Genomic DNA, 23488 nt, shown 5'->3' on the forward strand with positions numbered 1-23488 from the left:
CGGAGACTCCGCCTAGGAAGCGGAAATGGAACAAGTTTTGTCTCGCCGCCTGGTGGCGGTGTTGTGTGCGGACATAGCGGGATACAGCGCCCTGATCGGCGCTGACGAGTCCGGCACCGTCGCTGCGCTGAAGGGACATCAGACGGCAGTGCTGCAGTTGCTCCAGCGCTATGGCGGTCGCGTCGTCGACCTCGCCGGCGATGGCATCGTCGCGGAGTTCAGCAGCACCGTGGGCGCCGTGGAGGCCGCCGTCGCCATGCAGGCGCTGATGGCGGAGCGGAACGCCGACGTGCCGGTCAACAAGCGCATGATCTTCCGCGTCGGCGTCAACCAGGGCGACGTGGTGCACGACGACGCCCACATCTACGGCGACGGCATCAATGTCGCGGCGCGGCTGCAGCAGATTGCCGAGCCGGGCGGGGTCTACGTTTCGAGCAAGGTGTTCGAGGAAGTTCGCGACCGGATGAAGACCGGGTTCCGCGACCTGGGCGAACGAGAGCTGAAGAACATCGCGCGGCCGGTGCGGGTGTTCGAAGTGGTGACCGGCAACGCCCGCAGCACGAAATCGCCGGAATTCGGCCCGGTGACGCCGCGGCGGCCATCCGTCGCCGTGCTGCCGTTCGCCAATATGGGCGGCGATGCCGAGCAGGAGTATTTCGCCGACGGGGTGGTGGAAGACATCATCACCGCGCTGAGCCGGTTCCGCGATTTCGCGGTGGTCGCCCGCAATTCGAGCTTCGTCTACAAGGGCCGCGCTGTCGACGTGCGGCAGGTGGCGCGCGAATTGGGGGTGCGCTACGTGCTCGAAGGCAGTGTTCGGCGGGCCAAGGATCGGCTGCGGATCACCGCGCAGCTGGTGGACGCGGCGACGGGCGCACACCTCTGGGCCGAGAAGTTCGACGGCAAGCTGGACGACGTGTTCGAGTTCCAGGACCAGATCACCAGCAAGGTGGCGTCGCTGGTGGAGCCGACCATCCGCTGGGCCGAGATCGAGCGCTCGCGGCGCGAGCGGCCGGACAGCGTCGAGGCCTACGATCTCTATCTACGGGCGCTGCCGATGCACCTGTCGCAGACGCGCGACGCCAATGCCGAGGCGATCGCGCTGCTGCTGAAAGCGATCGACCTCGAGCCGAACAACCCGACCTACCTGGTCTATGCCGGCAACGCCATGCTGCACCGCTCGACCATGGGTTGGCCGGCGATCGGCAATGACGACACCGCGCTCGGCATCGAGCTGGTGGAGCGGGCGCTGGCCAATGCGCGCGACGACGCGGTGGCGCTGTCGCTCAGTTCCATGATGCTGATCCATAACCTGCGCGACTACGATCGCGGGCTGGTGCTGACGCAGCGCGCGGTGGAGACCAACCCGAACAACCTGACGGTGATGATCTTTGCCGGCATCACCCACCTGCACCTCGGCAATCTCGATGACGCGATCGCCTTCAGCGAGCATGCGATCCGGCTCAGCCCCAGCCTCGACGGCGCGCACTGGCCGCTGACGGCAATTGCACACGCGCAACTGGTGAAGGGTAACTACGAGGAATCGCTGAACTGGGCAAAGCGCTCGGTTTCGGCCAATCCGAGCTTCGTCTGCACTTACTGGATGCTGGTCGCGGCAAACGCGCATCTGGGGCGGATGGATGAGGCGAAGCGGCACCTCGCAACACTGAAGCGATTGTCGCCGGGTGTCACCGTGGCCCGGGTATGGGCTGCGCAGCCGCAGAAGGATGCGTCGCGGCTCGAAGCGATGCTCCAAGGGCTGCGGCTGGCGGGCTTGGCCGAGGAATAATCACGCCAAAAGGCGCCCGCGGGCCAAGGCCCGGCATACGGTCACAATAGCTTCATATGGAACGGGCACCCCTCCCGCTACCAATCCATGGGTGCCCACAATGAACGACCAAGAGACCAAGACGCCGGCCGAGCTCGAGCGGATCAAGCAGGCGATCGCCGACGATTTCGACGAAGAGCTGGAAATGCAGATGGAGGACGACCGGCTCGACGAGCTGGTCGCCGAGGGCATGCAGGGTCCGGTGGGCGACACCATCGATCGCAAGGTGTATTTCCGCGAGCTGTTTCGGCTGCAACATGAGCTGGTGAAGCTGCAGGACTGGGTGGCCTACAAGAAGCTCAAGATGGTGGTGATCTTCGAGGGCCGCGACTCGGCCGGCAAGGGCGGGGCCATCAAGCGGGTGACGCAGCGGCTCAACCCGCGGGTAGCGCGCGTAGTGGCGCTGCCGGCGCCGACCGAGCGCGAGCGGCACCAGTGGTACTTTCAGCGCTACGTGCCGCATCTGCCGACGGCGGGCGAAATGGTGCTGTTCGACCGCTCCTGGTACAACCGGGCGGGCGTCGAGCGGGTGATGGGGTTCTGTACGCCGGACGAGCTCGAGGAGTTCTTCCGCACAGTGCCGGAGTTCGAGCGCATGCTGGTCCGCTCGGGCATCATCCTCGTCAAATACTGGTTCTCGATCACCGACGAGGAACAGGAATTCCGCTTCCAGATGCGGCTGCATGACCCGCTGAAGCAGTGGAAACTCTCACCCATGGACCTCGAAAGCCGGGTGCACTGGGAAGAATACACCAAGGCCAAGGAAGAGATGTTCGACCGCACGCATACGGCCGAAGCGCCGTGGTGGGTGGTGCAGGCGGTGGACAAGAAGCGGGCGCGGCTCAACTGCATCGCGCACCTGCTGAGCCAGGTAAACTACGAGGATGTGCCCAAGCAGGAAGTGGAGCTGCCGGCGCGCGTGCGGCATGCGGATTATGTGCGCCATGCGGTGAAGCCGGAGCTTTATGTGCCGGAGGCGTACTGAGGAGTTGCCCCCCACGCTCTGACTCTATTGGGCCGTTTCGCGCCAAGGGCGGACGGTGGCATGGGCCATCTCCGTTCCAAGAAAATCCCGAGCAAGCCAAACTGCACTACAGTGAATTAATGCACTGAAAGGCATATTTACACCGCGTGCAAAAAATGCCATGTCACGGCCATGGAACATGACGAAGTGAAGCGGGATGGCCTTCGGGAGCGGAAGCGTCGGGAAACCCTCAAGCGCATCGCCGACAAGGCGATGGTGCTTTTTGCTGCCAACGGCTACGAGGCAACGACGCTGGATGCGATAGCGGACGCCGCCGACATCTCGCGACGGACAATCTTCCACTATTTCCAGTCGAAAGAGGAAATCCTGCTTTCCTGGCAGAACGGGCTGGTTGAGGCAGTTCGCAGCGCGGTCCTCAGTCAGACAACGGAGTTGTCTCCGCTGGAGACGCTTCAAGCCGCACTTCTCACGCTGACGGCGCCTTTCGACTCCGAGCGGACCATCACCATTGCCCGCATTTTACGCTCGACCCCACAGCTGCTCGCGCGCAACCAGACGAAATACCTGATGATCGAACAAGCCGCGTTCGACGCACTTTCCCAATTGTGGCCAGACCCGGCACGCCGCATGGCGCTACGCATCGTGGCGATGGTCTGTATTGGCGCTATGCGCATCGCCGTCGACAATTGGTCCGATGACGGAAGACGAAAGCCTCTCGAAGGACACCTCAAAGAGGCGTTCGCAGGCACCAGGCTCCAACTCTAGATCCAGGTCCAGATTACCCCGCGGATCATTCCGGCCCTGCCTGGCAGGTACGGTCTGTCGCCCCATTCTTAACGATCGATGCAAGGAGAATATCATGACTGTCATCACCGTGAACGCCCCCAAGGGGCGCCTGACCCTGGAGCAGCGCCGTGAGCTGGCGGAGACGTTAACGGACGCTGTACTCGTACCGGAAGTCGGGCAGCATGCTCCGGCCGCCCGGCCCGGGTTCCAAGTGCATTTCGTCGAGCGCGAGCGGGACATGATGGCCATCGGCGGGCGGCTGCTCTCTGATGCCGACTCGGAACTCGACGTGATGGTGATCGACATCGCGGTCATGGATGCGGCCTGGCAGGAGCCTGTGCGGACCGAGGTCATCGAGCGCGTTCTGGCCGCGCTGGCAGCGGCCTGTGGATTGGAGAAGCCGGCGCCGTCCTGGTGGGTTAACTTCCGTGTAATCGACGAGGGTAGCTGGGGATCGTCCGGCGGCGTGCTATCCGTCATACCGCTCCTCGCGAGCGGGGTGTTTACGGACGAGAGGATCAAGGCGGTCCGCGCAGCGCTCGGCATCTGAACTGGTGGAGCTCCGGGCTGGACGCGGATGGGCGGGCAATGGCCCGAGGACGAGGCGGTGGATCGGCTCGCGGCCAAGCGGGCCTGGCTGCTCGGGATCGGTACACGGATCGAGACCGGCGATGACGAACTCCGGCATCTCGCCAGCTTGAAGGCGGTGGAAGCGAAGCTGTCCAGCGACGCAATACGCAACTGATTGTCTACGTGTTCTGACAACGTCGAGGCTGGAACGAAAGCCTGGTCTCCAACGTTCTCTACGTGACCTTTCAGGTCTACAGACCCCACGCCCTCGGGGACCTGTCGCCGCTCCGCCACCCGCGGGGCGGCTTTCTTCCATGTGGGGTTGGGAACATGCAAATGAGCACTGAAAGTCTGTTGGTCATACTCCTCGTCGGCCTGATCGCTGGGTGGTTGGCCGGCCTGATCGTGAAGGGTTCTGGCCTTGGCTTAATCGGCGACATGGCCGTCGGTATTGTCGGTGCATTGATCGGTAGCTGGCTGCTCCCGCAACTTGGCATCGCCCTGGGATCCGGCTTGGTCGCAGCCATAGTGAGCGCGACTATCGGTGCGGTCATCCTTCTCGTCATCATCGGGCTCGTGCGGCGCGGCAGTGGCGGTGGACTGTTTCGACGACGTTAGCCTTTGGGGGCTCGCAACGTCCGCTTCGGGCCACAGCGGGCACCCACACCCTGACCTCGGGCGTTGGCGCCCTGAATGTCCTCGCGACCACCAATCGGATGCCGATGCGCGTCGTCTGATGTCGATTCTCCAAAAACCAGCTCGACCATCTCTTGTGAGCACCACAGGAGATGGTCGATGGACTGGACGCGGATGGGTGGCCGGTGGCCCGAGGATGAAGCGGTGGAGCGGTTGGCGGCGCGGCGGGCTTGGCTGTTCGGCGCCGGCACGAGGATCGAGACTGTCGATAACGAACTCCGGCACCTCGCCAGCTTGAAGGCTGCGGAAGGCGGGGGTAACAGTCTTGCCTCCACTTTTGCGAAGGTTTTCCAATGGCTCAGGGTAGCTCCCCCATCGACCCCGTCAAACTCGACAAGCTCGCCGAGGTCGCGATCAAAGTGGGGCTCCAGCTCCAGCCCGGGCAGGATCTCGTCCTGACGGCGCCGATGGCGGCGTTGCCATTGGTGCGGAAGATCACCGAGCATGCCTACAAGGCCGGCGCCGGCGTGGTGCAGCCGATCTTTTCGGACGAGGAGATTACGCTGAACCGCTACCGCTATGCGGCGGACGCCAGCTTCGACAAGGCGCCGGGCTGGCTGTTCGAGGGGATGGCGAAGGCGTTCGACGGCAACGCGGCACGCCTCGCGATTTCGGGCGACAACCCGATGATGCTGGCGAACGAAGACCCATCGAAGGTGGCGCGAGCCAACCGCGCGACGTCGATGGCCTACAAGCCGGCGCTGGAGAAGATCACCGGCTTCGACATCAACTGGAACATCGTCTCCTACCCCAATCCGAGCTGGGCCAAGCTGGTGTTCCCGGACGATGCCGAAGACGTGGCGGTGAAAAAGCTCGCCGATGCGATCTTTGCGGCGAGCCGGGTCGATGTCGAGGATCCGATCGGAGCCTGGAAAGCACACAACGCCAAGCTGAAGGAGCGCTGGACCTGGCTCAACGGCCAGCAGTTCGCTTCGCTGCACTACACAGGGCCGGGCACCGACCTGACGATCGGGCTCGCCGACGAGCATCGCTGGAAGGGTGGCGCGTCGGAGGCGAAGAACGGCATCACCTGCAACCCGAACATCCCGACCGAGGAGGTGTTCACCACCCCGCACTCGCAGCGGGTGGAAGGGTATGTGCGCTCGACCAAGCCGCTGAGCCATAACGGCACGCTCATCGCCGATATCGAGGTGAAGTTCGAGGGCGGGCGGATCGTCGAGGCCAAGGCTTCGAAGGGCGAGGCGGTGCTGCAGAAGGTGCTCGACACCGACGAAGGCTCGCGCCGTCTGGGCGAAGTGGCGCTGGTGCCGCATTCGTCGCCGATCTCGAAGAGCGGCATCCTGTTCTACAACACGCTGTTCGACGAAAATGCCGCCTGCCACATCGCGCTTGGCCAATGCTACGCCGACTGCTTCATCAACGGCACCAAGATGAGCCAGGAAGAAATCGCGGCGCGCGGCGGCAACAAGAGCCTGATCCACATCGACTGGATGATCGGTTCGGGGCAGATCGACATCGACGGCATCAAAGCAGACGGCAGCAAAGTGCCCGTTATGCGCAAGGGCGAGTGGGCCTGAGATACACAGGTTTGCTGAGGACTACATTCAGCTAACCTTAACCACCGGGGAAGTTGCCTGTGCGGGGGCGGTCATTCGCCCCCGATCCGTATGATGCGATTAATCTTTTGGCCGACTTCGCTGCTTAGCATGCGGGCGAGGCTGAGGATCGCATGGGCAACAGAGGCACTGCGTCGACGGACGCGCAGCGAGGGCGGAGCGCAGAGGCTGCCGCCGAGACGCTGCGGCAGATCGGCAGTGCAACCGGCATTTCCGTGTGGACCTGGCACGGGGTGACTGACCGGGTCTTTCACCCGGCCACCGGCATCGGCGAGGCGGCCAGCAACCAGGGCGTGCCGCTGACCGACATGCTGGCAAGGCTGCATCCGTCGGACCGAGCGCGGGTGCGGCGGCGGCTGCATGCAGCATTGCGGAGCGGCAAATCCGGGACGTTCCGGTTTCGCGGCCTCCCCGACGGCGACCTGACCCTGCAGTTCAGCGCGGCGCACTTCCCGCTCGGCCCCGACGAAGTGCAGGTCATCGTGCAGGACGTTACGCGGACCACGCTCGCCGAACAGGCACTGCGCGAGAGCGAGGATCACTACCGCACGGCAGTCGACCTGAACCCCGAGGTGATGTGGCTGGCCGACCCCGAAGGCAACATCATCGAGTTCGGGCCACGCTGGCTCGAGATGGTGGAACTCAATGCCGAGGAGACGCTGGGCCAGGGCTGGGCCAATGCACTCCACCCGGACGACCTGGCGCCGACGATGGCGGAATGGACCCGTTCGCTCCGGAGCGGCGATCCCGTGGACCTCACCTATCGCATCCGGCTCAAGAGCGGCGAATATCGCTGGATGCGGGCGCGCGCCTCGCCCCGCCGCGACAAGCTGGGCCGGATCCTGCGCTGGTACGGCACGTTGGAGGACATTCACGACCGACGCATGGCCGAGGCGGCACTGCGGGAGAGCGAAGCGTTCGCGCGCTCGATCCTCGAGGCGAGCAACATGGCCATGGAGGTGCTCGATAAGGAGGGCCGGCTGATTTTCATGAACGGCCCGGGCATCCGGATCATGGAGGTCGACGACTTCGAGGCGATCAAGGGGCTCCCGTTCGAGCGGTTCTGGCCGAGCGAGGAGAGGCGGGCCATCCAGGCGGCGATCGCCGCGGCGCTGCAGGGCGAGACAGCGCGGCGTACGCTGTTCGGCCCGACCGCCAAGGGCAAGCCGCGCTGGTGGGATATCTCGATCTCGCCGATCCTCGATGGCGACGGCAATGTGACGCGACTGCTGGCGCTATCCAGCGATGTCACCGAGGCCAAGCAGAATGAGGCCGAAGTGGTGGCCAGCGCCACGCGCCTCGACTACCTGGCGCGGCACGACACGCTGACCGGCCTGCCCAACCGCATGCACTTCCAGGAAGGCATGGACCTGGCGCTGCTCAAGCTGCTCAACGGGATCACGCTGGCGGTGCTGTCGATCGACCTCGACGATTTCAAGCTGGTGAACGATACGCTCGGGCACCTCGCCGGCGATGTGCTGCTGCGCGAGGTGGCTGGACGGCTCAACCGCTGTGCCGGCGAGCGGGACCTGGTGGCACGACTGGGCGGTGATGAATTTGCGCTGCTGCTGGAAGTGAGCCAGCCGGAGGACGCGACGGCCACCGCGCAGGCGATCCTCGCGGCCCTGGCGACACCATTCGAGATCGACGGCGAAACGGTAAGCGTCGGCGCCAGCATCGGCATTGCGATTGCGCCGCGAGATGGGCGCGATGCGGACAGCCTGCTGCAATATGCCGACGTGGCGCTGTATCGCGTGAAGAGCGACAAGGGCCGGGACTATCGCTTTTTCGAGCCGTCCATGGACCAGGAGCTCCGAGCGCGGCGCGAGATGAAGCGCGACCTGTCGCTGGCGCTGGGGCGCGGCGAGCTGTCGGTGGTGTACCAGCCGCAGATCGATATCGGCAGCAACCGGTTGACCGGCTTCGAGGCGCTGCTGCGCTGGGACTGCGCGGGCCGCGGCTCGGTGTCGCCGATGGTGTTCATCCCGCTGGCGGAGGAAAGCGGGATCATCGACGCGATCGGGGCGTTCGTGCTGCAGCAGGCTTGTGCCGAAGCGGCGCGCTGGCCGGAGACCGTGTCGCTGGCGGTGAACCTGTCGCCCGCGCAGTTCCGTAACCGCGCGGTGGTGCAGGCGGTGGCCGCGGCGCTGGAGCAGACCGGGCTGGCGCCGGAAAGACTGGAGCTCGAAATCACCGAGTCGGTGCTGTTCGACGAAAGTGCTGAAGCGCTGGCGGCGCTCGAGGAACTGCACCGCATGGGCATCAGGGTGGCGCTGGACGATTTCGGCACCGGCTACTCGTCGCTGAGCTATCTGCGCCGCTTCGCCTTCGACAAGATCAAGATCGACCGCTCGTTTGTCGCCGACCTGCCGGGCGCCGAGGACTCTGCGGCCATCGTTCGGGCGATCATCGGGTTGGGGCGGTCGCTGAAGACGCGGGTGACGGCCGAGGGGGTGGAGACCTGGGAGCAGCTGCTGATGTTGCGCGCCGAGGGCTGCAACGAAGCCCAGGGCTACCTGTTCAGCAGGCCGCTGCCGCAGGCCCAGGCGCGCCGCCTGGCCGAGACCGGATTGGTGGCGCAGCCGCGGGCCGCCGCGGAGCAGCGCCAGCACGGCTGATACGAACCAATACTTAACTGCCGCAAGGCTAGCTTTCGGCTGCCACCATTCCTGCCCGTTACGGACCCCTATGTTCGACAAGCAGTTGATCGCCACCTCATCGCAGTCGCTGGCTGACGTGGAACCCATTCCGGCATTGACCGACGCGGACCGCGCGCTCCAGCTTTATGAGCTGCACGAAAGCTACGGACAGTGGAAGGTGATCTTCCCGGGCACGGTAGTGCTGTCGGACCGGGTCGCCGAAATGTACGGCCTCGTGCCCGATGGGTCGGTGCCACTGCAGGACATGGTGAAGCTCTATGTGCCTGAAGATCGCGGCAAGCTGCTGACGCTGATCGCCCAGGCACTGCAGGACCGGCGCGGCTTTCGCTGCCGGCTGCGGATCGAGCGGCGCGACGGCGCCCTGAGGATGATCGAGACCATCGCTGACCTGAGGGTGCGCGACGGCCGGGTAATCGAGCTGTTCGGCGCCAGTCGCGACGTGACGCAGGACATGGAGCGTGAGCTGCAGGTGCAGGGTCGACTGAAGCTGGTGCAGGACCTGGTCGCCGACATGCCGGCGCCGATCGCCGTGCTGGACGAGAAGCTCCGCGTGCTCGACTGCTCCGTGTACTGGCTGAAGGCGCACCGTTTCGTCGAGCGGCGCGAGGTGATCGGCAAGACCATCGCCCAGCTGTTCCCGGATACGCCGCCCGAGCAGATTGCCGAATATGAGGCGGCACTGAAGGGGCAGACCGTGAAGACGCGGCGGACCTTCGCCAGCCCGACCAGCGGCGCGGCGGTGCAATTCGCGACGGTGCTGACCCCCTGGTACGTGGCCGATCGCAAGGTCGGTGGCATCACGGTTGTCGTGGGGTGGTCAGAGATTGCCACCACCAAGCGCGCGGGCCCCGCACCCGCGCCCGTCGAGGACTTCGACGGCTCACTGCTCGATATGCTGAAGAACGTGAGCTGACGGGGCTGAGTTGAGGGGCCGGTGGCTGCGGACCCCCGCACCGGCTTGCGTCATACGCCCTTTTCCCCGATTGAAGCGGCATGAAGCTGCCGCCCCTCCCCATCGATGAGGCCCTGCCCCGGCTGACCGCTGCGCTGGCGGCCGGACCCTATGCAGTGCTGGTGGCGCCGCCCGGGGCTGGTAAGACCACGCGGGTGCCGCTGGCGCTGCTCGATGCGCAGTGGCGGGGTGACGGCAGGATCGTGATGCTGGAGCCGCGGCGGCTGGCGGCGCGGGCGGCGGCGCGGCGGATGGCGCAATCGCTCGACGACGAAGTTGGCGGCGTGGTCGGCTATCGCGTCAGGCTCGATGCCAAGGTGAGCAAGCGGACGCGGATCGAGGTGGTGACCGAGGGGGTGTTCACCCGGATGATCCTCGACGATCCCGAGCTCAGGGGCATCGCCGCGGTGCTGTTCGACGAGTTCCATGAGCGGAGCCTCGACGCCGACCTCGGGCTGGCGCTGGCGCTCGACGCGGCGGCGCTGCGCGACGACCTGCGGGTGCTGGTGATGTCGGCGACGATCGACGGGGCACGGGTGGCCGAACTGCTCGACGGGGCGCCGGTGATCGTCTCGGAGGGACGGGCGTTTCCGGTGGAGACGATCTGGCGCGACCGCGATCCGCTTTTGAAGATCGAGGATCAAGTGACGAGCGTGGTGCTGGAGGCGCTGCGGGCGCAGCCGGGTTCGGCGCTGGTGTTCTTGCCCGGGCAAGCCGAAATCGGGCGGGTGGCGGAGCGGCTCGCCGGCCGAGTTGCGGCGGATGTGGATATCGCGCCGCTTTACGGTCAGCTGACGCCGGAGGAGCAGGATCGCGCGGTGCAGCCAGCCCCGAGGGGACGCCGCAAGGTGGTGCTGGCGACCTCGATCGCCGAGACCTCGCTGACCATCGAGGGGGTGCGGATCGTCGTCGATAGCGGGCTCAGGCGTGCGCCGGCCTACGAGCCGGCGACTGGGCTATCGGTGCTCGAAACGCGGAAGGTGTCGCGGGCCTCAGCGGATCAGCGGCGGGGGCGTGCGGGGCGCGTTGAGCCGGGGGTGTGCTACCGGATATGGGGCGAGGGGCAGAATGCAGCGCTCATGGCGTTCGATGCGCCGGAGATGCTGGAGGCGGACCTTTCTGGGCTGGCGCTGGACCTTGCCGGCTGGGGAGTGAGTGATCCGGCGCAGCTGAGGTTTCTCGATCCGCCGCCGGGGCCGGCTTGGAACGAGGCGGTGGGGCTGCTGAAGGGGCTCGAGGCGCTGGGCGATGACGGGCGGATCACCGCGGAGGGCAAGGCGCTGGCGCGGCTGCCGCTGCATCCGCGGCTGGGGCACATGATCCACCGCGCGGCGGGCGAAGATGATGCGCTGACGGCGGCGCAGCTGGCGGTGCTGATCGGCGAGCGCGGGCTGGGCGGTGACGGCACCGACCTGACGCACCGGCTGGAGCGGTTCGGGCGCGAGCGCGGCAAGCGGGCCGACGAAGCGCAAGGGCTGGCGCGGCGCTGGGCCGGGATGGTCGGCAACACAGGTTCCGGCGGCGAGGTGGGACGGCATTTGGCACGGGCTTACCCGGATCGCGTGGCGCAGCAGGCGGGCGCGCGGGGACGGTTCCGGCTGGCCAATGGGCGGCAGGCGAGCCTCGAGGAGAGTGATGGACTGGCGAGCGCGCCATATCTTGTGGTGACCGACATCACCGGCGCGGCGGCGACGGGCCGGATCCGGGCGGCGGCGGCGATCGAGCGGGCGACGATCGAGGAACTGTTCGCCGGCGAGATCGTCGACGAGGTGGCGATGGCGTTCGATCGCGCTTCGCGCAGCGTGCGGGCCCGACGTGTGCGGCGGCTCGGGGCGCTGCGGCTGGATGAGGCGCCGGTGGCGATTTCCGATCCGCTGGCGGCGGCGGAGGCGCTGGCGGAGGGGATCGCTGGGCTTGGGGTCGGCGTGTTGCCGTGGACCAAGGAGCAGAAGGCGCTGCGGGAGCGGGCGAGCTATCTACGGGCGACGCTCGGCGAGGAGTGGCCGGACCTCTCGGATGCGGGGCTGGCGGCGGACATGGGCTGGCTGGTGCCTTCGATCACCGGCAAGACGGCACTGGCGGAGATCGGGGCGGACGACCTGGGCGGGGCGCTCGAGGGGCTGCTGCCGTGGGCGCGGCGGCAGGAGATCGAACGGTTGCTGCCTTCGCATTTCGATGCGCCATCGGGATCGCATCTGCCGATCGACTACGGGGCGGAGAACGGGCCGGCCCTGGAGGTGCGGGTGCAGGAGCTCTTCGGGCTGGACCGGCATCCGAGTGTTGCAGGTGGGAAGGTGCCGCTGCTTTTGGTGCTGCTGAGCCCGGCGCGTCGGCCGATCCAGACGACGCGGGATTTGCCGGGGTTCTGGCGGGGGAGCTGGAAGGATGTGGCGAAGGATTTGAAGGGGCGGTATCCGCGGCACTATTGGCCGGAGAACCCGCTGGAAGCGGCGGCCACCGCACGGGCGAAGCCTCGGGGGACTTGAGCTAGCGCCCGGGCGCGACCGCCAAGCGCAGCACAGTATAGCGCTCTCTCACCACCGTCGGCTCGAAGCCGCGGGTTTCGTAGAGCGAACGCGGGCCGCGGAAGTGGCCGGCGTCGTTCTGCTCCGGGGTATTGTGCGGGTAGGCCTCGACCCAGCCGGCGCCGCGTTCGGCCGCGTCGGCAATCACGCGATCGAGCAGAGCAGACGCAATGCCGTGCCGCCGATATGGCGGGGCGATGACGAAGCACGAGACGCCGATGACCCGGGCTGGCTCCGGCCCCGCCGGATCGACATCGCGATAGAGGCCATAGTCGGCGCGCAGCGAGGCGTTGACCCAACCGGCTGGCCGGCCATCGACGTAGGCGAGATAGCCGAAGGTGCCGCCACCGCGGAAGCGTTCGGCGAGGGTTGCTCGGGACTGGCGCCACGGGCGCTCCGGCATTTCGGGTGGCGCCGGAATATGCGGTTCGAGGCAATAGCAGGAGGCCCAGTCCGGATTACCGGCGAAGGCGTCGTGATCGAAGTAGCGCAGCCAGTCGTCGATGCGGTCGGTGGTGACCGCATGCACGGACACCTCCCCGATCTCGGGCAGCCGCTCGGTGTCGCCGCCGAGCCGGTCCACCGCTTCGGCGAAGTTGCGGGCATAGTTGCGGACCGCCTGCTCGGGGTAGGACCACGCATGCACCTCGGTGCCATGCGCGACGAAGGCGTCCTCGACGGCATCGGCAGTTGCGGCCTCGATTAGGGTACTGCACTCGAAGCATCTGGCCTGCACAGGCTCCTCCTCAGCAGAACCGGCACACTAACAACAGACGTTACGGCCCGGCCGTTCGCAACACCGCCAAAAACTCCGCCCCGTAGCGCTTCAGCTTGGTTTCGCCGATGCCGGGGATGGTGCCCAGCTCGGCCATGGTCTGCGGGCGTTCCAGGGCCATGGCGCGGAGCGTCGTGTCGTGGAACACGACGTAGGGCGGCACTCCCTGGGATTTGGCGATGGCGGCGCGTTCTGAACGCAACGCCTCGAAGAGGCCCTGCGCGGCGGGCGGCAGCGCCACGGCGTTCTGCAGGGCACGGCGAGTTTCGGTGGCTTTGCGCGGGCGGTCGCGGCGGAGGGTGATCTTGCGCTCGCCCTTGAAGACGGGGCGGGATTCCTCGGTGAGGTGCAGGGCGCCGAAGGCGTGGTCGACGATGATCAGGCCCATGGCGGTTAGCTGGCGGAGCACCGATTGCCAGGAGCGCTGGTCGAGGTCCCTGCCCTGCCCGAACACCGGCTGGTCCTGATGGCTGAACTGGGTGACCTTGTCGGTGACCTTGCCCATCAGCACATCGATGATGTGGCCCGCGCCGAAGCGCTGGCCAGTGCGATAGACGGCGGCCATGGCCTTGATGGCGGCGTCCGAGCCGTCCCAGGTTTCGACCGGCACGAGGCAGGTGTCGCAGTTGTTGCACTGGCCAGGGTGAGCCTCGCCGAAATGCGCGAGGATGGCCTTGCGGCGGCATTCCGGGGTTTCGCAGACGGCGAGCAGCGCGGTGAGCTTCAGGCGCTCGACGCGCTTCACTTCGTCGGGGGCGTTGCCCTCGTCGATCATGCGGCGGCGCTGCGCCACGTCGGCCATGCCGTAGCACATCCAGGCTTCGGCCGGCAGTCCGTCGCGGCCGGCGCGGCCGGTCTCCTGGTAGTAAGCCTCGATCGAGGACGGCAGGTCCATATGGGCGACATAGCGCACGTCAGGCTTGTCGATGCCCATGCCGAAGGCGACCGTGGCGACGAGGCAGAGGCTTTCCTCTTTCAGGAAGGCGTCCTGGTTGGCAGCGCGGTCGCGGGCGTTCATGCCGGCGTGATAGGGCAGCGCGCGGATGCCCTCCTTGTTCAGCCATTCGGCTGTGGTGTCGACCTTGGCGCGGCTGAGGCAGTAGACGATGCCGGAACTGCCGTTGTGGCGGGCGAGGAAGCTCTTCAGCTGCGAGCGGGCGTTGTCGCGCTCGACGATCGAGTAGCTGATGTTGTGGCGATCGAAGCTGGTCGTGAAGATGCGGGCATCGGTGAGGCCGAGCCGCTCGATGATATCGTCGCGGGTGGTTGGGTCGGCAGTGGCGGTGAGCGCGATGCGCGGCACGCCGGGATAATCGGCGGCGATCGAGGCGAGTTCGCGATATTCGGGGCGGAAGTCGTGGCCCCACTGCGAAACGCAATGCGCCTCGTCGATGGCGATGAGCGAGATCGGTACGCCCTGCATCATCGACTTGAAGCCGGGAAGCACCAGGCGCTCGGGGGCGACATAGAGCAGGTCGAGCTTGCCGGACTTGAGATCGCGGAAGGTGCGGGAGGATTCCTCGGACGAGATCGAGGAGTTGAGCGTCGCGGCGTTGACGCCGGCCTGCTTCAGCCCCTCGACCTGATCGCGCATCAGGGCGATGAGCGGCGAGACGACGATGCCGACGCCAGGGCGCGCCAGGGCCGGCAGCTGGTAGCACATCGACTTGCCGGCGCCGGTGGGGAACAGCACCACCGCATCGCCGCCACTGGTAACGTGGCGGACAACGTCCTCCTGCTGGCCCCGAAAACTCTGGTGACCGAATACGGTACGCAGGATTTCAGCGGGGTCGCGCGCCGGCGTGTCGAAGAGCGACTCAAGCATGGCGGCATAGAGCCGGGACCCGGGGGGTGGGGTCAAGGGTTTGTTAAGAATGTGAGGGGGCGCCGGCGCTCATCGCGCACCACCTCCGAGCTTCGCTAGTTCGCTGCGCTCACAAGCTACGCTTGCTTCCCCCGTGGAGGGGGAGGTTGGGGGCCGGTGGGTGGGCGGGACGGTGCCTCACCCGCCGGCCTTTCCGTCACTTCACGTCGATGAACGCGAGGGCGGTTTCGGCGAGCTTGGGTGAGGTCATCATGGTGTAGTGGGTGACGCCGGGGAGGATGGCGAGGCGGTTCTGGTTCATGCCCGAGCTGTCCCACAGGGCATCCTGCAGGCCGCCGCCGAGCAGCTCGAAGAACTTCGCGGCGTGGCTGGTGCGGACGGCGTCCCAGTCGCCGTAGACCAGCTGGGTGGGGACCTTGAGGTGCGGGACATCGGCCGAGAAGTCATAGTCCTGACCCATGTACTGCATCTGGTCGAGCAGCTTGGGGAAGTTCACCTCGGGGTCGGGGTTCACGGCGGCAAAGCCCTGGTAGAGCGGCGAGGGCTTCAGCATCTCGAACTGACTTGCGTTCAGCCCGCGCATGCCCTGCTGGTTGTAGTCATGCCAGCCGGCGAAGGCGAAGGGCGCCGAGGCGATGACCAGCTTGTTGACCAGCTCGGGGTGAGCCAGCGCCAGGCGCAGGCCAATGGTGCCGCCCATCGAGTAGCCGACGACGTCGACCTTGGCGTAGCCGAGCGACTTGATCACCTCGGCGACGTCGGCGGCCATGTTGTCGAAGCTCATCGGGCGGTCGAGCGGGCCGGTGCGGCCGTGGCCCTGCGCCTCGATTGCGATCACCTCGTGGGTTTTGGCGAGGGCGGGGAGGACGGGGCCGAAAGTCTCGATCGTCATCAGGCCGCCGTGCAGAAGAACCAGCGGGGATCCGCTGCCATAGGTGGCGTAGTAGACCTTGCCGCCGTTGACGGGGACGTAGCCGGACTTGGTGGGGGTGGGCATGGGAGCAACTCCTTGTTGGGCAATCGATGAAGTAACCGGCGACGCGAGAGCAAAGCTGGCGAGGACGGCGATGGCAAGGACGGTTCGGCGTAGCATTGGAAGTCTCCGGGTTGGATATGGCTCCGCCGGTCCCGCGGGAGTGCGGGTTGGTGGAGGGTGATCACTGAGGTTTTGGCCGCCCCCTCCACCAGCTTCGCTGGTCCCCCTCCCCCGCCACGCGGGGGAGGATCGGGGAGAGGCTGGTGGCTTAGGTCGTCAGCATTTCGATGGCTTTCTGGACGCGGCGGAGCCTCGTCTCGGGGGCCTTGGCGCCTTCGATGGCGGTGACGTGGGCCTTCTTGTGGCTGGGGGCCAGCTTGTTCCAGGCGGCCAGCGCGACGGGGTCGGCGTCGAGGGCGGCCTGCAGGTCGCCGGGGGCTTCGACGATGCGGGGCTGGTCGTCGAGGGTCAGCTCGACCTCGTGGGTCTCGCTGCCTTTTACGCCGGTGATGCCGCGGATCTCAGCGCTGACGCCGACCAGCAGCCTGTCGCCCATGGTGGCGACCTTGCTGCGCCAGGTGTGGCCGGCGAGGGTGACGACGACCAGCGGGTTCTTGCCGCCGCCGAGCTCGTCGCGCACCGCCGATGGCACGATGATGCCGGTGTTGTTGCCGGACCGCAGGATGGTGGTGGTGAACTTCATCGGGGTTCTCCAACGGTGGCGAGGTGTGCAGCGAGCTTGTCGAAGCTCTGTTCGGTGCCTTCGCGGAAGCCACGGCGAATGACGGCGTCCTTCTGGTCGGCAGTGTCGAAATAGGCGTTGAGCGTCAGCCGGGTGCGGCCGTTGCCGATGTCGTCGAGGGTGATGACGCGGACGAAGCTCGGCGGCGGGTTGTCGCCGAATATCTTCGGATCGGCCGCTGCGTTGCGGTAGACGATCCGCTCAGGTGGCGTCACCTCGATGAAGACGCTGTCGGTCGGCAGTTCCTTGCCGTCGGGCGCCCGCATGACGTTGTGCCACTTGCCGCCGACGCGCAGATCGATCTCGCAGACCGGATTGGTGTAGCCCTTCGGGCCCCACCACTGGCTGAGATGATAGGGATCAGCGAAGGCCATCCAGACCAGCTCGCGCGGGGCATCGAACTCGCGCTCGAGTTCGAGCCGGCGGTCGGAGGGCGTGGCGGCAAGCGAGTCGATCATTTCGCGGTTTCCTGTAGCTCGGCGAGCAACTGGTCCATGACCATGAAGCCGTGGCGCATCCCGATCTCCATGCCGGAGGCGACCATGCCGTCACGATCTTCGATGCTGTCGTAGTTGGAGACTGATTTGTAGTGCGTGATGGCTCCGTCTTCCTCGAAGGTGTGGGTTTCGACCAGGGTCTTGCCGAGGAACATGTTCTCCACGCCGAAGGTCCAGACGAACTTTTCAGGTGCGGTGACCTCGCGGTACTCGCCGGTGAAGATGTAGACGTTGCCATCGGGCGCGTGGGACTCGACGCGCCACTTGCCGCCCGGGCGGACGTCGAACGAGGTGATGACGTTGCGCTGGCCCTCCATGCCCCACCAGCGGGCGACGTGCTCCGGCTGAGTCATGACCTTCCAGACGAGGGCGCGCGGGGCGGCGAAATCACGGGTGGCGATGACGATGGGCTCGTTCGCCGGGGCTTCGATCTTCAGGTTGTCGAGTGCCATTTTCAGCTCCTTGAGTTTCATCAGGTAGGCGTCGAGGCGATCGAGGCTTTCTTGCCAATATCGCCAGTAAAGTACGAACCAGTGTTCCGTTCCGGCGCCCTGCCCCAATCGGCGCAAGGCTTCGCCGTCGCGCTGCCGGCGGTAGTCCGAGAGCGCTATGACCTTGGGTCGCTGCATTGTTGTTTCGGCCTGACGGCCCCGGGCTAGTTCCGGGAGCCGCCGGGGTCGCCCTTCTGTAGTTCGGCCAGGTAATCGCCGAGGCGATCGAGGCTCTCTTCCCAGAAGCGGCGGTAGTTCTCGACCCAGTCCGCGACCTCCGCCATGGGGGCCGCCTCGAGCTTGCAGGGACGCCACTGGGCTTCCTTGCCGCGGGAGATCAGGCCGGCCTTTTCCAGCACCTTTAGGTGCTTGGACACGGCCGCCATCGACATGTCGTAGGGCTCGGCCAGTTCACTGACCGTCGCCTCGCCCAGCGACAGCCGGGCGAGGATGCCGCGGCGGGTCGGGTCGGCGAGTGCGGATAGCGTGGTGGACAGGTGGTCGGTCATTCTCGTTGGTCCTCAGGCGGCGAAGCGGATGGCGTCGGCGCCGGTAAAGAAGTCGATCAGCACGGGGGCAACGATCTCGGCTGCCGCGTCGTGGCTCTGGCCGGGCAGCGAGGCGAAGCGGGCGCCGCGGATGGTCTCGCGAGCGAGGCGCACCGGCTCCTTCAGTTGCTTGAAGGTCTTGTCGCCACTCATGACGATGGTCGGGACGCGGATCGAGCGGGCGGCCTCGGTGGGGAAGCCGTAGCCCTCCATGACAGCGGTGTCGTGCGGCAGGCTGGGGGCGTTGTGCAGCATCGCCTTCCAGGCCGGGTTGAGCCGCATCAGCGGCATCATGATCGCGGGCATGCCGATCATCTTGACCATGAAGAACTTGGCGAGATCGGGCCGGCGATCTCCGGCGACGAGACGCTCGACTTCCGCCTGATAGCCCTTGGGCATCGGCTTGCCGCCGGGAACGTCGGTGAAGGGCGGCTCGAACAGGGCGAGCCGATCGACCGGCAGGCCGCGGGCTGCGGCGAACAGGGCCAGCGCGGCGCCGGACGAGGTGCCATAGAGGCTGGCGGAACCGCCGGCGATGTCGATCAGCGCGGCAAGATCCTCGTATTCACGGTCGGGCGAATAGTCGGTCGAGAGGTCGCTGTCGCCGCGGCTACGCCGGTCATAGTTGTAGACGGTGAAGTGCGGAGCGAGCAGCGGTGCGAGCTTGGGCATGGGGCCCATGTTGCGGCCGCACCAGGCGCCATCGATGAGGATGACGGCGGGACCGGAACCGCGCACGTCGTAGGCGATCTTCGTGCCGTCCTTGGAGGTGAAGCTGTTCATGGCGGTTACTCCTGCTGGAACGCCGCGGTGGCGCTGAGGGTGAAGAGGTAGAGGTCGAGCTTGTCGCTGCCCTGGCTGACGGTGGTCGCGAAGCCCTGCTTGACGGCCTCGTCGCGGGCGAGCAGCGAGGTGAAGCGGACGGTTACGGTGACGCTGGTGCGGCCACCCTGCTCGCTAAGGAACATCTCGGTGACCATGACCGCGGGCGGCAGGTCGTCGCCAAAGCGGTAACTGTCGGGGGCATCGCGCCAGACCAGCCGGTCGACCGGGGAGATTTCGAGATAGGCGCTGGTGTAGCCGTACTCATTGCCGGAGGCGAAGCGCATCACCTGTCGCCAGGCACCGCCGACGCGGAGGTCGACTTCGCTGACCGGATTGGTGGCGCCCTTGGGACCCCAGAAATGTACGAGGTGCTTAGGCTCGGTGTAGCAGCGCCAGACCAGGGTACGCGGCGCCTCGAAGCTGCGGGCGATCACGATCACCGGATCATTGGCCGGAGTGGTGATGGTCGACACCTTGGTCGGTGGGGCACCGGTGAGTTCAACGCAGTCCATCGCTCAACCCTTCAGTTGATAACTTATTGGTTGAATACTCCTCCCAATAATGGTTGTCAACCGATCGGTTAAGGAAAGTTCAGGTGGGGAGGAGAGCGGCGGAAAGCAGCTTGATCGAGCGCAGCCGGTTGTCCGGATCCGTGGGTCCCATCTGCACCGCGTCGGGGAAGCGCAGTTCGAGCTCGAGCTTGCCGTCGGCGGGAGCCGGGATCGGCAGGGAGACATCCTGCGGCGTGGGAGCATCGAGTGTCACGGTATCCACCAGGGTGCCGTTGGCGACGATCTCGACGCGCTGGGTGGTGAGTTGGCCGTCCTTCTGCACGGGGACCATGCTGAGCTTCAGGGTCAGGGCGGTGGCCGGCTCGGCATAGGCGAAGCGCAGGCGGGCGCTGGTGCCGACAGTGTGGGTGCCGTCGCCGGTGGGGCGCTCCCAACCGCAGACGCGGATCAGCTTGGCGGCATCGCGGCCCTCGGGGGTGAAGGGGACCACGGTGCCGAGGGTGTAGGTGCCGATGACCGGCTGGTTAAGGCAGGTGGTGGTCTTGTCGATGTAGTAGGCGCGGTAATCGGGCGTGACGTTCGGGTGCAGCATCAGCCACAGCACGACGAGCTCGAACAGGGCGAGGAGGCCGACCAGCAGATAGGCACCGAGGCGGAGGGGGTTAGACAAGGCTGAGATACCCCGTGAGCCAGCCGATCGTGGTGAAGTAGCCGGCGGCGAGGAGGCCGAGCAGCGCGACGGCGAACAGCCAGCGGCGGCGGGCCAGCAGTTCGGTCAGCATTAGCGGCATCGGCGCCAGCGCGGCGGTGAAGCGGAGCACCGAGGCCATGCCGGCGAACAGCGGCAGGGTCAGGCAGATCAGCGCATAGACGGCCATGCCGTAGCGCTTCTTCACCAGCAGAATGATGGAGAGGACGTAGCCGATGATCGTCGCCACGGCGAGCTGCTGCGATGGAGTGGGGATCCAGCCCTCCTTGGGGAAGCTGGTCAGCGCGTTCCAGACAAACACCAAGGGGTTGCCGGATGGCCGGGACCATGCGCGCTGCACATGGCTGAAGGCCAGGGCGTCGCCGATGTGGACGTGGAGGTACGCCATGTAGGCGAAGAGACCGAGCGGGGCGACGAACAGCGCCAGCAGGTGCGTCGGCTGCTTCAGCACGGCCGGCACGAAATCGCGCCAGCTGCCGCCGGCGGCGCGGTGCGGCTGCCAGATCTCGATGAGGATGGCGAAGACGATGAACACGCCGACGATGCGGGTGGCCGAGAGCAGCGCGGCGAAGAGGCCGGCGAGCAAGAACTGCTTCTTCTGCAGCGCCGCGAAGACGCAGAGGGTCAGCAGCAGGAACAGCACCTCGGTGTAGAAGGTGGTGAACCAGATCGAGAACGGCCCGGCGAGGAGGAAGGCTGCGAACAGGGTGTAGGCGCGCAGGTCCTTGCCGAGCAGCGGCCAGGCGACGCGGGCCGAGACGATGCAGAGGAGGATCGAGAGGCCGGTAGCGGCGACGATGGTCTCGAGCCCGGTCAGGGTGCGGACGATGGCGACGAGGATCGGATAGAGCGGGAAGAAGGCCCAGTTGCCGGCATTGATCATCGTCGGCACCGGGAACGGATCGTAGCCGGTCTGCGACAGCTTCACGTACCAGGCGCAATCCCACCGGCACATGCCCTGGGCGAAATTGGCGAGCGATGCGTCATGGACGGTGGCTGCAAAGGCCAGGTAGCGGATCGCCAACCCGGCGATCGCAAAGGCGAGCGGGATGAGCACCAATACAAGGCCTAGGGGTAGCGTTCGCGCGGGGCGCAACGCGACGGCGTCGCTCATCGGCTAAATCCGGGCAGGGAAACTGCCAGAACTCGTAACGCAATGCGGCGAAATCATATCCATTCCGTCGGTGCATAGCTCCTATGCGACAACTTTCGGCGCTCAACGGCGTTGCGGAATTCGTGTTTGGTGTCCCGATCCCTCCATAGCGACTGTGCATGTATTCTATTTCTCACCATCGGCTCGGTCGGCGAGCCTTTCTCCGAGCCGCCGTTGCCACGGCTGCGCTCCTGTCCACCACCTCCCTCACCCGCGTCGCCTTCGCTCAGGAGAGCGCAGCGGAGGCCTTCGACTATGAAGTGCTGACCGAACGCATGCGGGCGAAGGCGGCCGAGCCGTTCAATGCGGCGGTGCCGGAGCTGCCCAAGCTCTTCGCGGGGCTCGACTACGACGGCTACCGCAAGATCCAGTTCGACGCGCAGCACGCGCGCTGGCTCGACAACAACTCCGGCTTCCAGGTGCATGCCTTCCCGATGGGCTGGCTGTTCAAGGAGCCGGTGGGCGTGTTCGAGGTGGTCGACGGCAAGGCGACGCCGTTCGGCTTCTCCAACGCCGATTTCATGTTCTATGACGCGGTGATGGGCGAAGAGGCCGCTGCCGAGGCATTCCCCGGCATCGCCGGCATGCGCATCAACTACCCGGTGAACGAACCCGACAAGATGGACGAGCTGGTCTCGTTCCTCGGCTCGAGCTACTTCCGGGCACTGGGACGCGGCAATATCTACGGGCTCAGCGCCCGTGGCCTCGCCATCGACTCGTGGCAGGCAGGGCCGGAGGAGTTCCCGCGCTTTTCGGCGTTCTGGCTGGAACGTCCGACCGAGGGCAAGCCGCTGGTCGCCTATGCGAGCCTCGAGGGTCCGAGCGTCACCGGCGCCTACCGTTTCGAGATCACACCGGCCAGCGACGCGGCACAGGAAACGGCGATCGACATCACTGCCCGGCTGTTCTTCCGCGCCGATATCGGCGAGATCGGCATCGCGCCGCTGACCTCGATGTTCCTGTTCGCGGAGGCCAACCGCGCCGGCTTCGATGACTTCCGGCCGCAGGTGCATGACAGCAACGGCCTGATCATCGAGCGCGACGGCGGCGAAGTGTTCTGGCGGGCGCTCAACAACACGGCGCAGCTGGGCAACTCGTACCTGTGGGAGAACAACCCGCGGGCGTTCGGGCTCTACCAGCGCGACCGCAGCTTCGAGACCTACCAGGATGCCGGGGCGCATTACGAGCGCCGTCCGTCCGCACGCGTCGAGCCGGTCGGCGACTGGGGCCAGGGCAGCGTGCGGCTGATCGAGGCGCCGTCGCGGCTCGAGGCCGAGGACAATATCGTGGCGTTCTGGATCCCGGCCGATCCGATCAAGGCCGGCGCCGAACGCGAGTTCCACTACCGGCTGATCTGGGGCGACCTCTTGCCCAAGGCCGATGCGCCGCTGGCGCATGTGGTCGAGACACGCGCCGGCCAGGGCGGCGTGTCGGGTGTCGCGAACGACGTGAAGCTGAGGAAGTTCGTCATCGACTTCACCGGCGGCGAACTCGTGGAGATGCCGGCCGAAGCCAAGCTCGACGTCGTGGCGACCGCCGCCGGCGGCGAGATTACCTCGACGGCGCTATCGAAGGTCGATGCCAACGGCGCGTGGCGGCTGGCGCTCGACGTGATGATCGACGGGCAAGGCCCGGTGGAACTCAAGGCCAATATCGTCAGCACGGGCCGGACGCTCAGCGAAACCTGGCTTTACCAGTGGAGGGGACAAGCATGAGGCACGACCGTTCTGGTGACTTCTCGGGCGCGCTTCCTGATGCCCCCCTCGCGATGCCCAAGCAGGTGCTGGAGCGCCGGCGGAGCTCGATTTTCATGGTGTTGCGGCAGGCGTTCGCCGCGGCGTTGCCGCGATTCTGAC

Annotated in this window: 23 protein-coding genes; 12 read left to right on the forward strand and 11 right to left on the reverse strand. The window is 66.3% G+C overall.

Annotation, left to right across the window (positions count from 1 at the left end):
- The first annotated feature begins 25 nt into the window (after positions 1–25).
- The 10 genes from AC1DYL_RS17500 to hrpB all read left to right on the forward strand — a co-directional run bounded on the left by AC1DYL_RS17500 (position 26) and on the right by hrpB (position 12540).
- Complete coding sequence (locus AC1DYL_RS17500) at positions 26–1789, forward strand: adenylate/guanylate cyclase domain-containing protein (protein ID WP_477174150.1); 1764 nt, start codon at positions 26–28, stop codon at positions 1787–1789.
- A gap of 100 nt (positions 1790–1889) precedes the next feature.
- Positions 1890–2813 (forward strand): polyphosphate kinase 2, encoded by a 924-nt coding sequence (ppk2, locus tag AC1DYL_RS17505; protein ID WP_477174151.1) that lies wholly within the window; start codon positions 1890–1892, stop codon positions 2811–2813.
- Positions 2814–2984: 171 nt separating this feature from the next.
- Entirely contained in the window at positions 2985–3578 is a 594-nt protein-coding gene (locus AC1DYL_RS17510; RefSeq protein ID WP_477174152.1) for a TetR/AcrR family transcriptional regulator, read from the forward strand.
- A gap of 94 nt (positions 3579–3672) precedes the next feature.
- Complete coding sequence (locus tag AC1DYL_RS17515) at positions 3673–4149, forward strand: tautomerase family protein (RefSeq protein WP_477174153.1); 477 nt, start codon at positions 3673–3675, stop codon at positions 4147–4149.
- A gap of 27 nt (positions 4150–4176) precedes the next feature.
- Entirely contained in the window at positions 4177–4344 is a 168-nt protein-coding gene (locus tag AC1DYL_RS17520; protein WP_477174154.1) for a hypothetical protein, read from the forward strand.
- 155 nt (positions 4345–4499) lie between these two features.
- Positions 4500–4787: a GlsB/YeaQ/YmgE family stress response membrane protein gene (locus AC1DYL_RS17525; protein WP_477174155.1), complete on the forward strand. Its 288-nt coding sequence runs from the start codon at positions 4500–4502 to the stop codon at positions 4785–4787.
- 371 nt (positions 4788–5158) lie between these two features.
- Positions 5159–6403 carry an aminopeptidase gene (locus tag AC1DYL_RS17530; protein WP_477174156.1) on the forward strand — a complete coding sequence of 415 codons (1245 nt, stop codon included), beginning with the start codon at positions 5159–5161 and terminating at the stop codon, positions 6401–6403.
- Between the two features lie 152 nt (positions 6404–6555).
- Positions 6556–9060, forward strand: a complete 2505-nt coding sequence (locus tag AC1DYL_RS17535; RefSeq protein WP_477174157.1) for a sensor domain-containing protein — start codon at positions 6556–6558, stop codon at positions 9058–9060.
- Positions 9061–9130: 70 nt separating this feature from the next.
- Positions 9131–10015 (forward strand): PAS domain-containing protein, encoded by an 885-nt coding sequence (locus AC1DYL_RS17540; protein WP_477174158.1) that lies wholly within the window; start codon positions 9131–9133, stop codon positions 10013–10015.
- An 80-nt stretch (positions 10016–10095) separates the two neighbouring features.
- Complete coding sequence (gene hrpB / locus AC1DYL_RS17545; RefSeq protein WP_477174159.1) at positions 10096–12540, forward strand: ATP-dependent helicase HrpB; 2445 nt, start codon at positions 10096–10098, stop codon at positions 12538–12540.
- Between the two features lies 1 nt (position 12541).
- Here hrpB and AC1DYL_RS17550 read toward each other — a convergent pair whose 3' ends face one another.
- The 11 genes from AC1DYL_RS17550 to AC1DYL_RS17600 form a co-directional block, all read right to left on the reverse strand.
- Positions 12542–13315 carry an N-acetyltransferase family protein gene (locus AC1DYL_RS17550; protein WP_477174160.1) on the reverse strand — a complete coding sequence of 258 codons (774 nt, stop codon included), beginning with the start codon at positions 13313–13315 and terminating at the stop codon, positions 12542–12544.
- Between the two features lie 40 nt (positions 13316–13355).
- A complete protein-coding gene (recQ, locus tag AC1DYL_RS17555; protein WP_477174161.1) occupies positions 13356–15179 on the reverse strand; it encodes a DNA helicase RecQ in 1824 nt (607 codons plus the stop codon).
- A gap of 196 nt (positions 15180–15375) precedes the next feature.
- Positions 15376–16176, reverse strand: a complete 801-nt coding sequence (locus AC1DYL_RS17560) for an alpha/beta fold hydrolase (protein ID WP_477174162.1) — start codon at positions 16174–16176, stop codon at positions 15376–15378.
- A 247-nt stretch (positions 16177–16423) separates the two neighbouring features.
- Positions 16424–16858, reverse strand: a complete 435-nt coding sequence (locus tag AC1DYL_RS17565) for a YdeI/OmpD-associated family protein (protein WP_477174163.1) — start codon at positions 16856–16858, stop codon at positions 16424–16426.
- Positions 16855–17355, reverse strand: coding sequence for an SRPBCC domain-containing protein (locus tag AC1DYL_RS17570; RefSeq protein WP_477174164.1), 501 nt, complete (start codon positions 17353–17355; stop codon positions 16855–16857). The genes AC1DYL_RS17565 and AC1DYL_RS17570 overlap by 4 nt, the downstream gene beginning before the upstream one ends.
- On the reverse strand, positions 17352–18023 hold the full coding sequence (locus tag AC1DYL_RS17575) for an SRPBCC family protein (RefSeq protein WP_477174165.1): 672 nt from the start codon (positions 18021–18023) through the stop codon (positions 17352–17354). Before AC1DYL_RS17575 ends, AC1DYL_RS17570 begins: the two co-directional genes overlap by 4 nt.
- A 26-nt stretch (positions 18024–18049) precedes the next feature.
- Positions 18050–18394: an ArsR/SmtB family transcription factor gene (locus AC1DYL_RS17580; protein ID WP_477150662.1), complete on the reverse strand. Its 345-nt coding sequence runs from the start codon at positions 18392–18394 to the stop codon at positions 18050–18052.
- 12 nt (positions 18395–18406) lie between these two features.
- Positions 18407–19216: an alpha/beta fold hydrolase gene (locus tag AC1DYL_RS17585; RefSeq protein WP_477174166.1), complete on the reverse strand. Its 810-nt coding sequence runs from the start codon at positions 19214–19216 to the stop codon at positions 18407–18409.
- A 5-nt stretch (positions 19217–19221) separates the two neighbouring features.
- Positions 19222–19770, reverse strand: a complete 549-nt coding sequence (locus AC1DYL_RS17590) for an SRPBCC domain-containing protein (protein ID WP_477174167.1) — start codon at positions 19768–19770, stop codon at positions 19222–19224.
- Between the two features lie 79 nt (positions 19771–19849).
- A complete protein-coding gene (locus tag AC1DYL_RS17595) occupies positions 19850–20440 on the reverse strand; it encodes a hypothetical protein (RefSeq protein ID WP_477174168.1) in 591 nt (196 codons plus the stop codon).
- Positions 20433–21593, reverse strand: coding sequence for a hypothetical protein (locus AC1DYL_RS17600; protein WP_477174169.1), 1161 nt, complete (start codon positions 21591–21593; stop codon positions 20433–20435). Before AC1DYL_RS17600 ends, AC1DYL_RS17595 begins: the two co-directional genes overlap by 8 nt.
- 158 nt (positions 21594–21751) lie before the next feature.
- Between AC1DYL_RS17600 and AC1DYL_RS17605 the strand changes: the two genes are divergently transcribed.
- Both AC1DYL_RS17605 and AC1DYL_RS17610 read left to right on the forward strand, forming a co-directional pair.
- Positions 21752–23347, forward strand: a complete 1596-nt coding sequence (locus tag AC1DYL_RS17605) for an OpgD/OpgG family glucan biosynthesis protein (RefSeq protein WP_477174170.1) — start codon at positions 21752–21754, stop codon at positions 23345–23347.
- Entirely contained in the window at positions 23344–23487 is a 144-nt protein-coding gene (locus AC1DYL_RS17610) for a hypothetical protein (protein WP_477174171.1), read from the forward strand. The genes AC1DYL_RS17605 and AC1DYL_RS17610 overlap by 4 nt, the downstream gene beginning before the upstream one ends.
- Position 23488: the final 1 nt, after the last annotated feature.

Source organism: Devosia sp. P1_H9 (genome assembly GCF_056405135.1).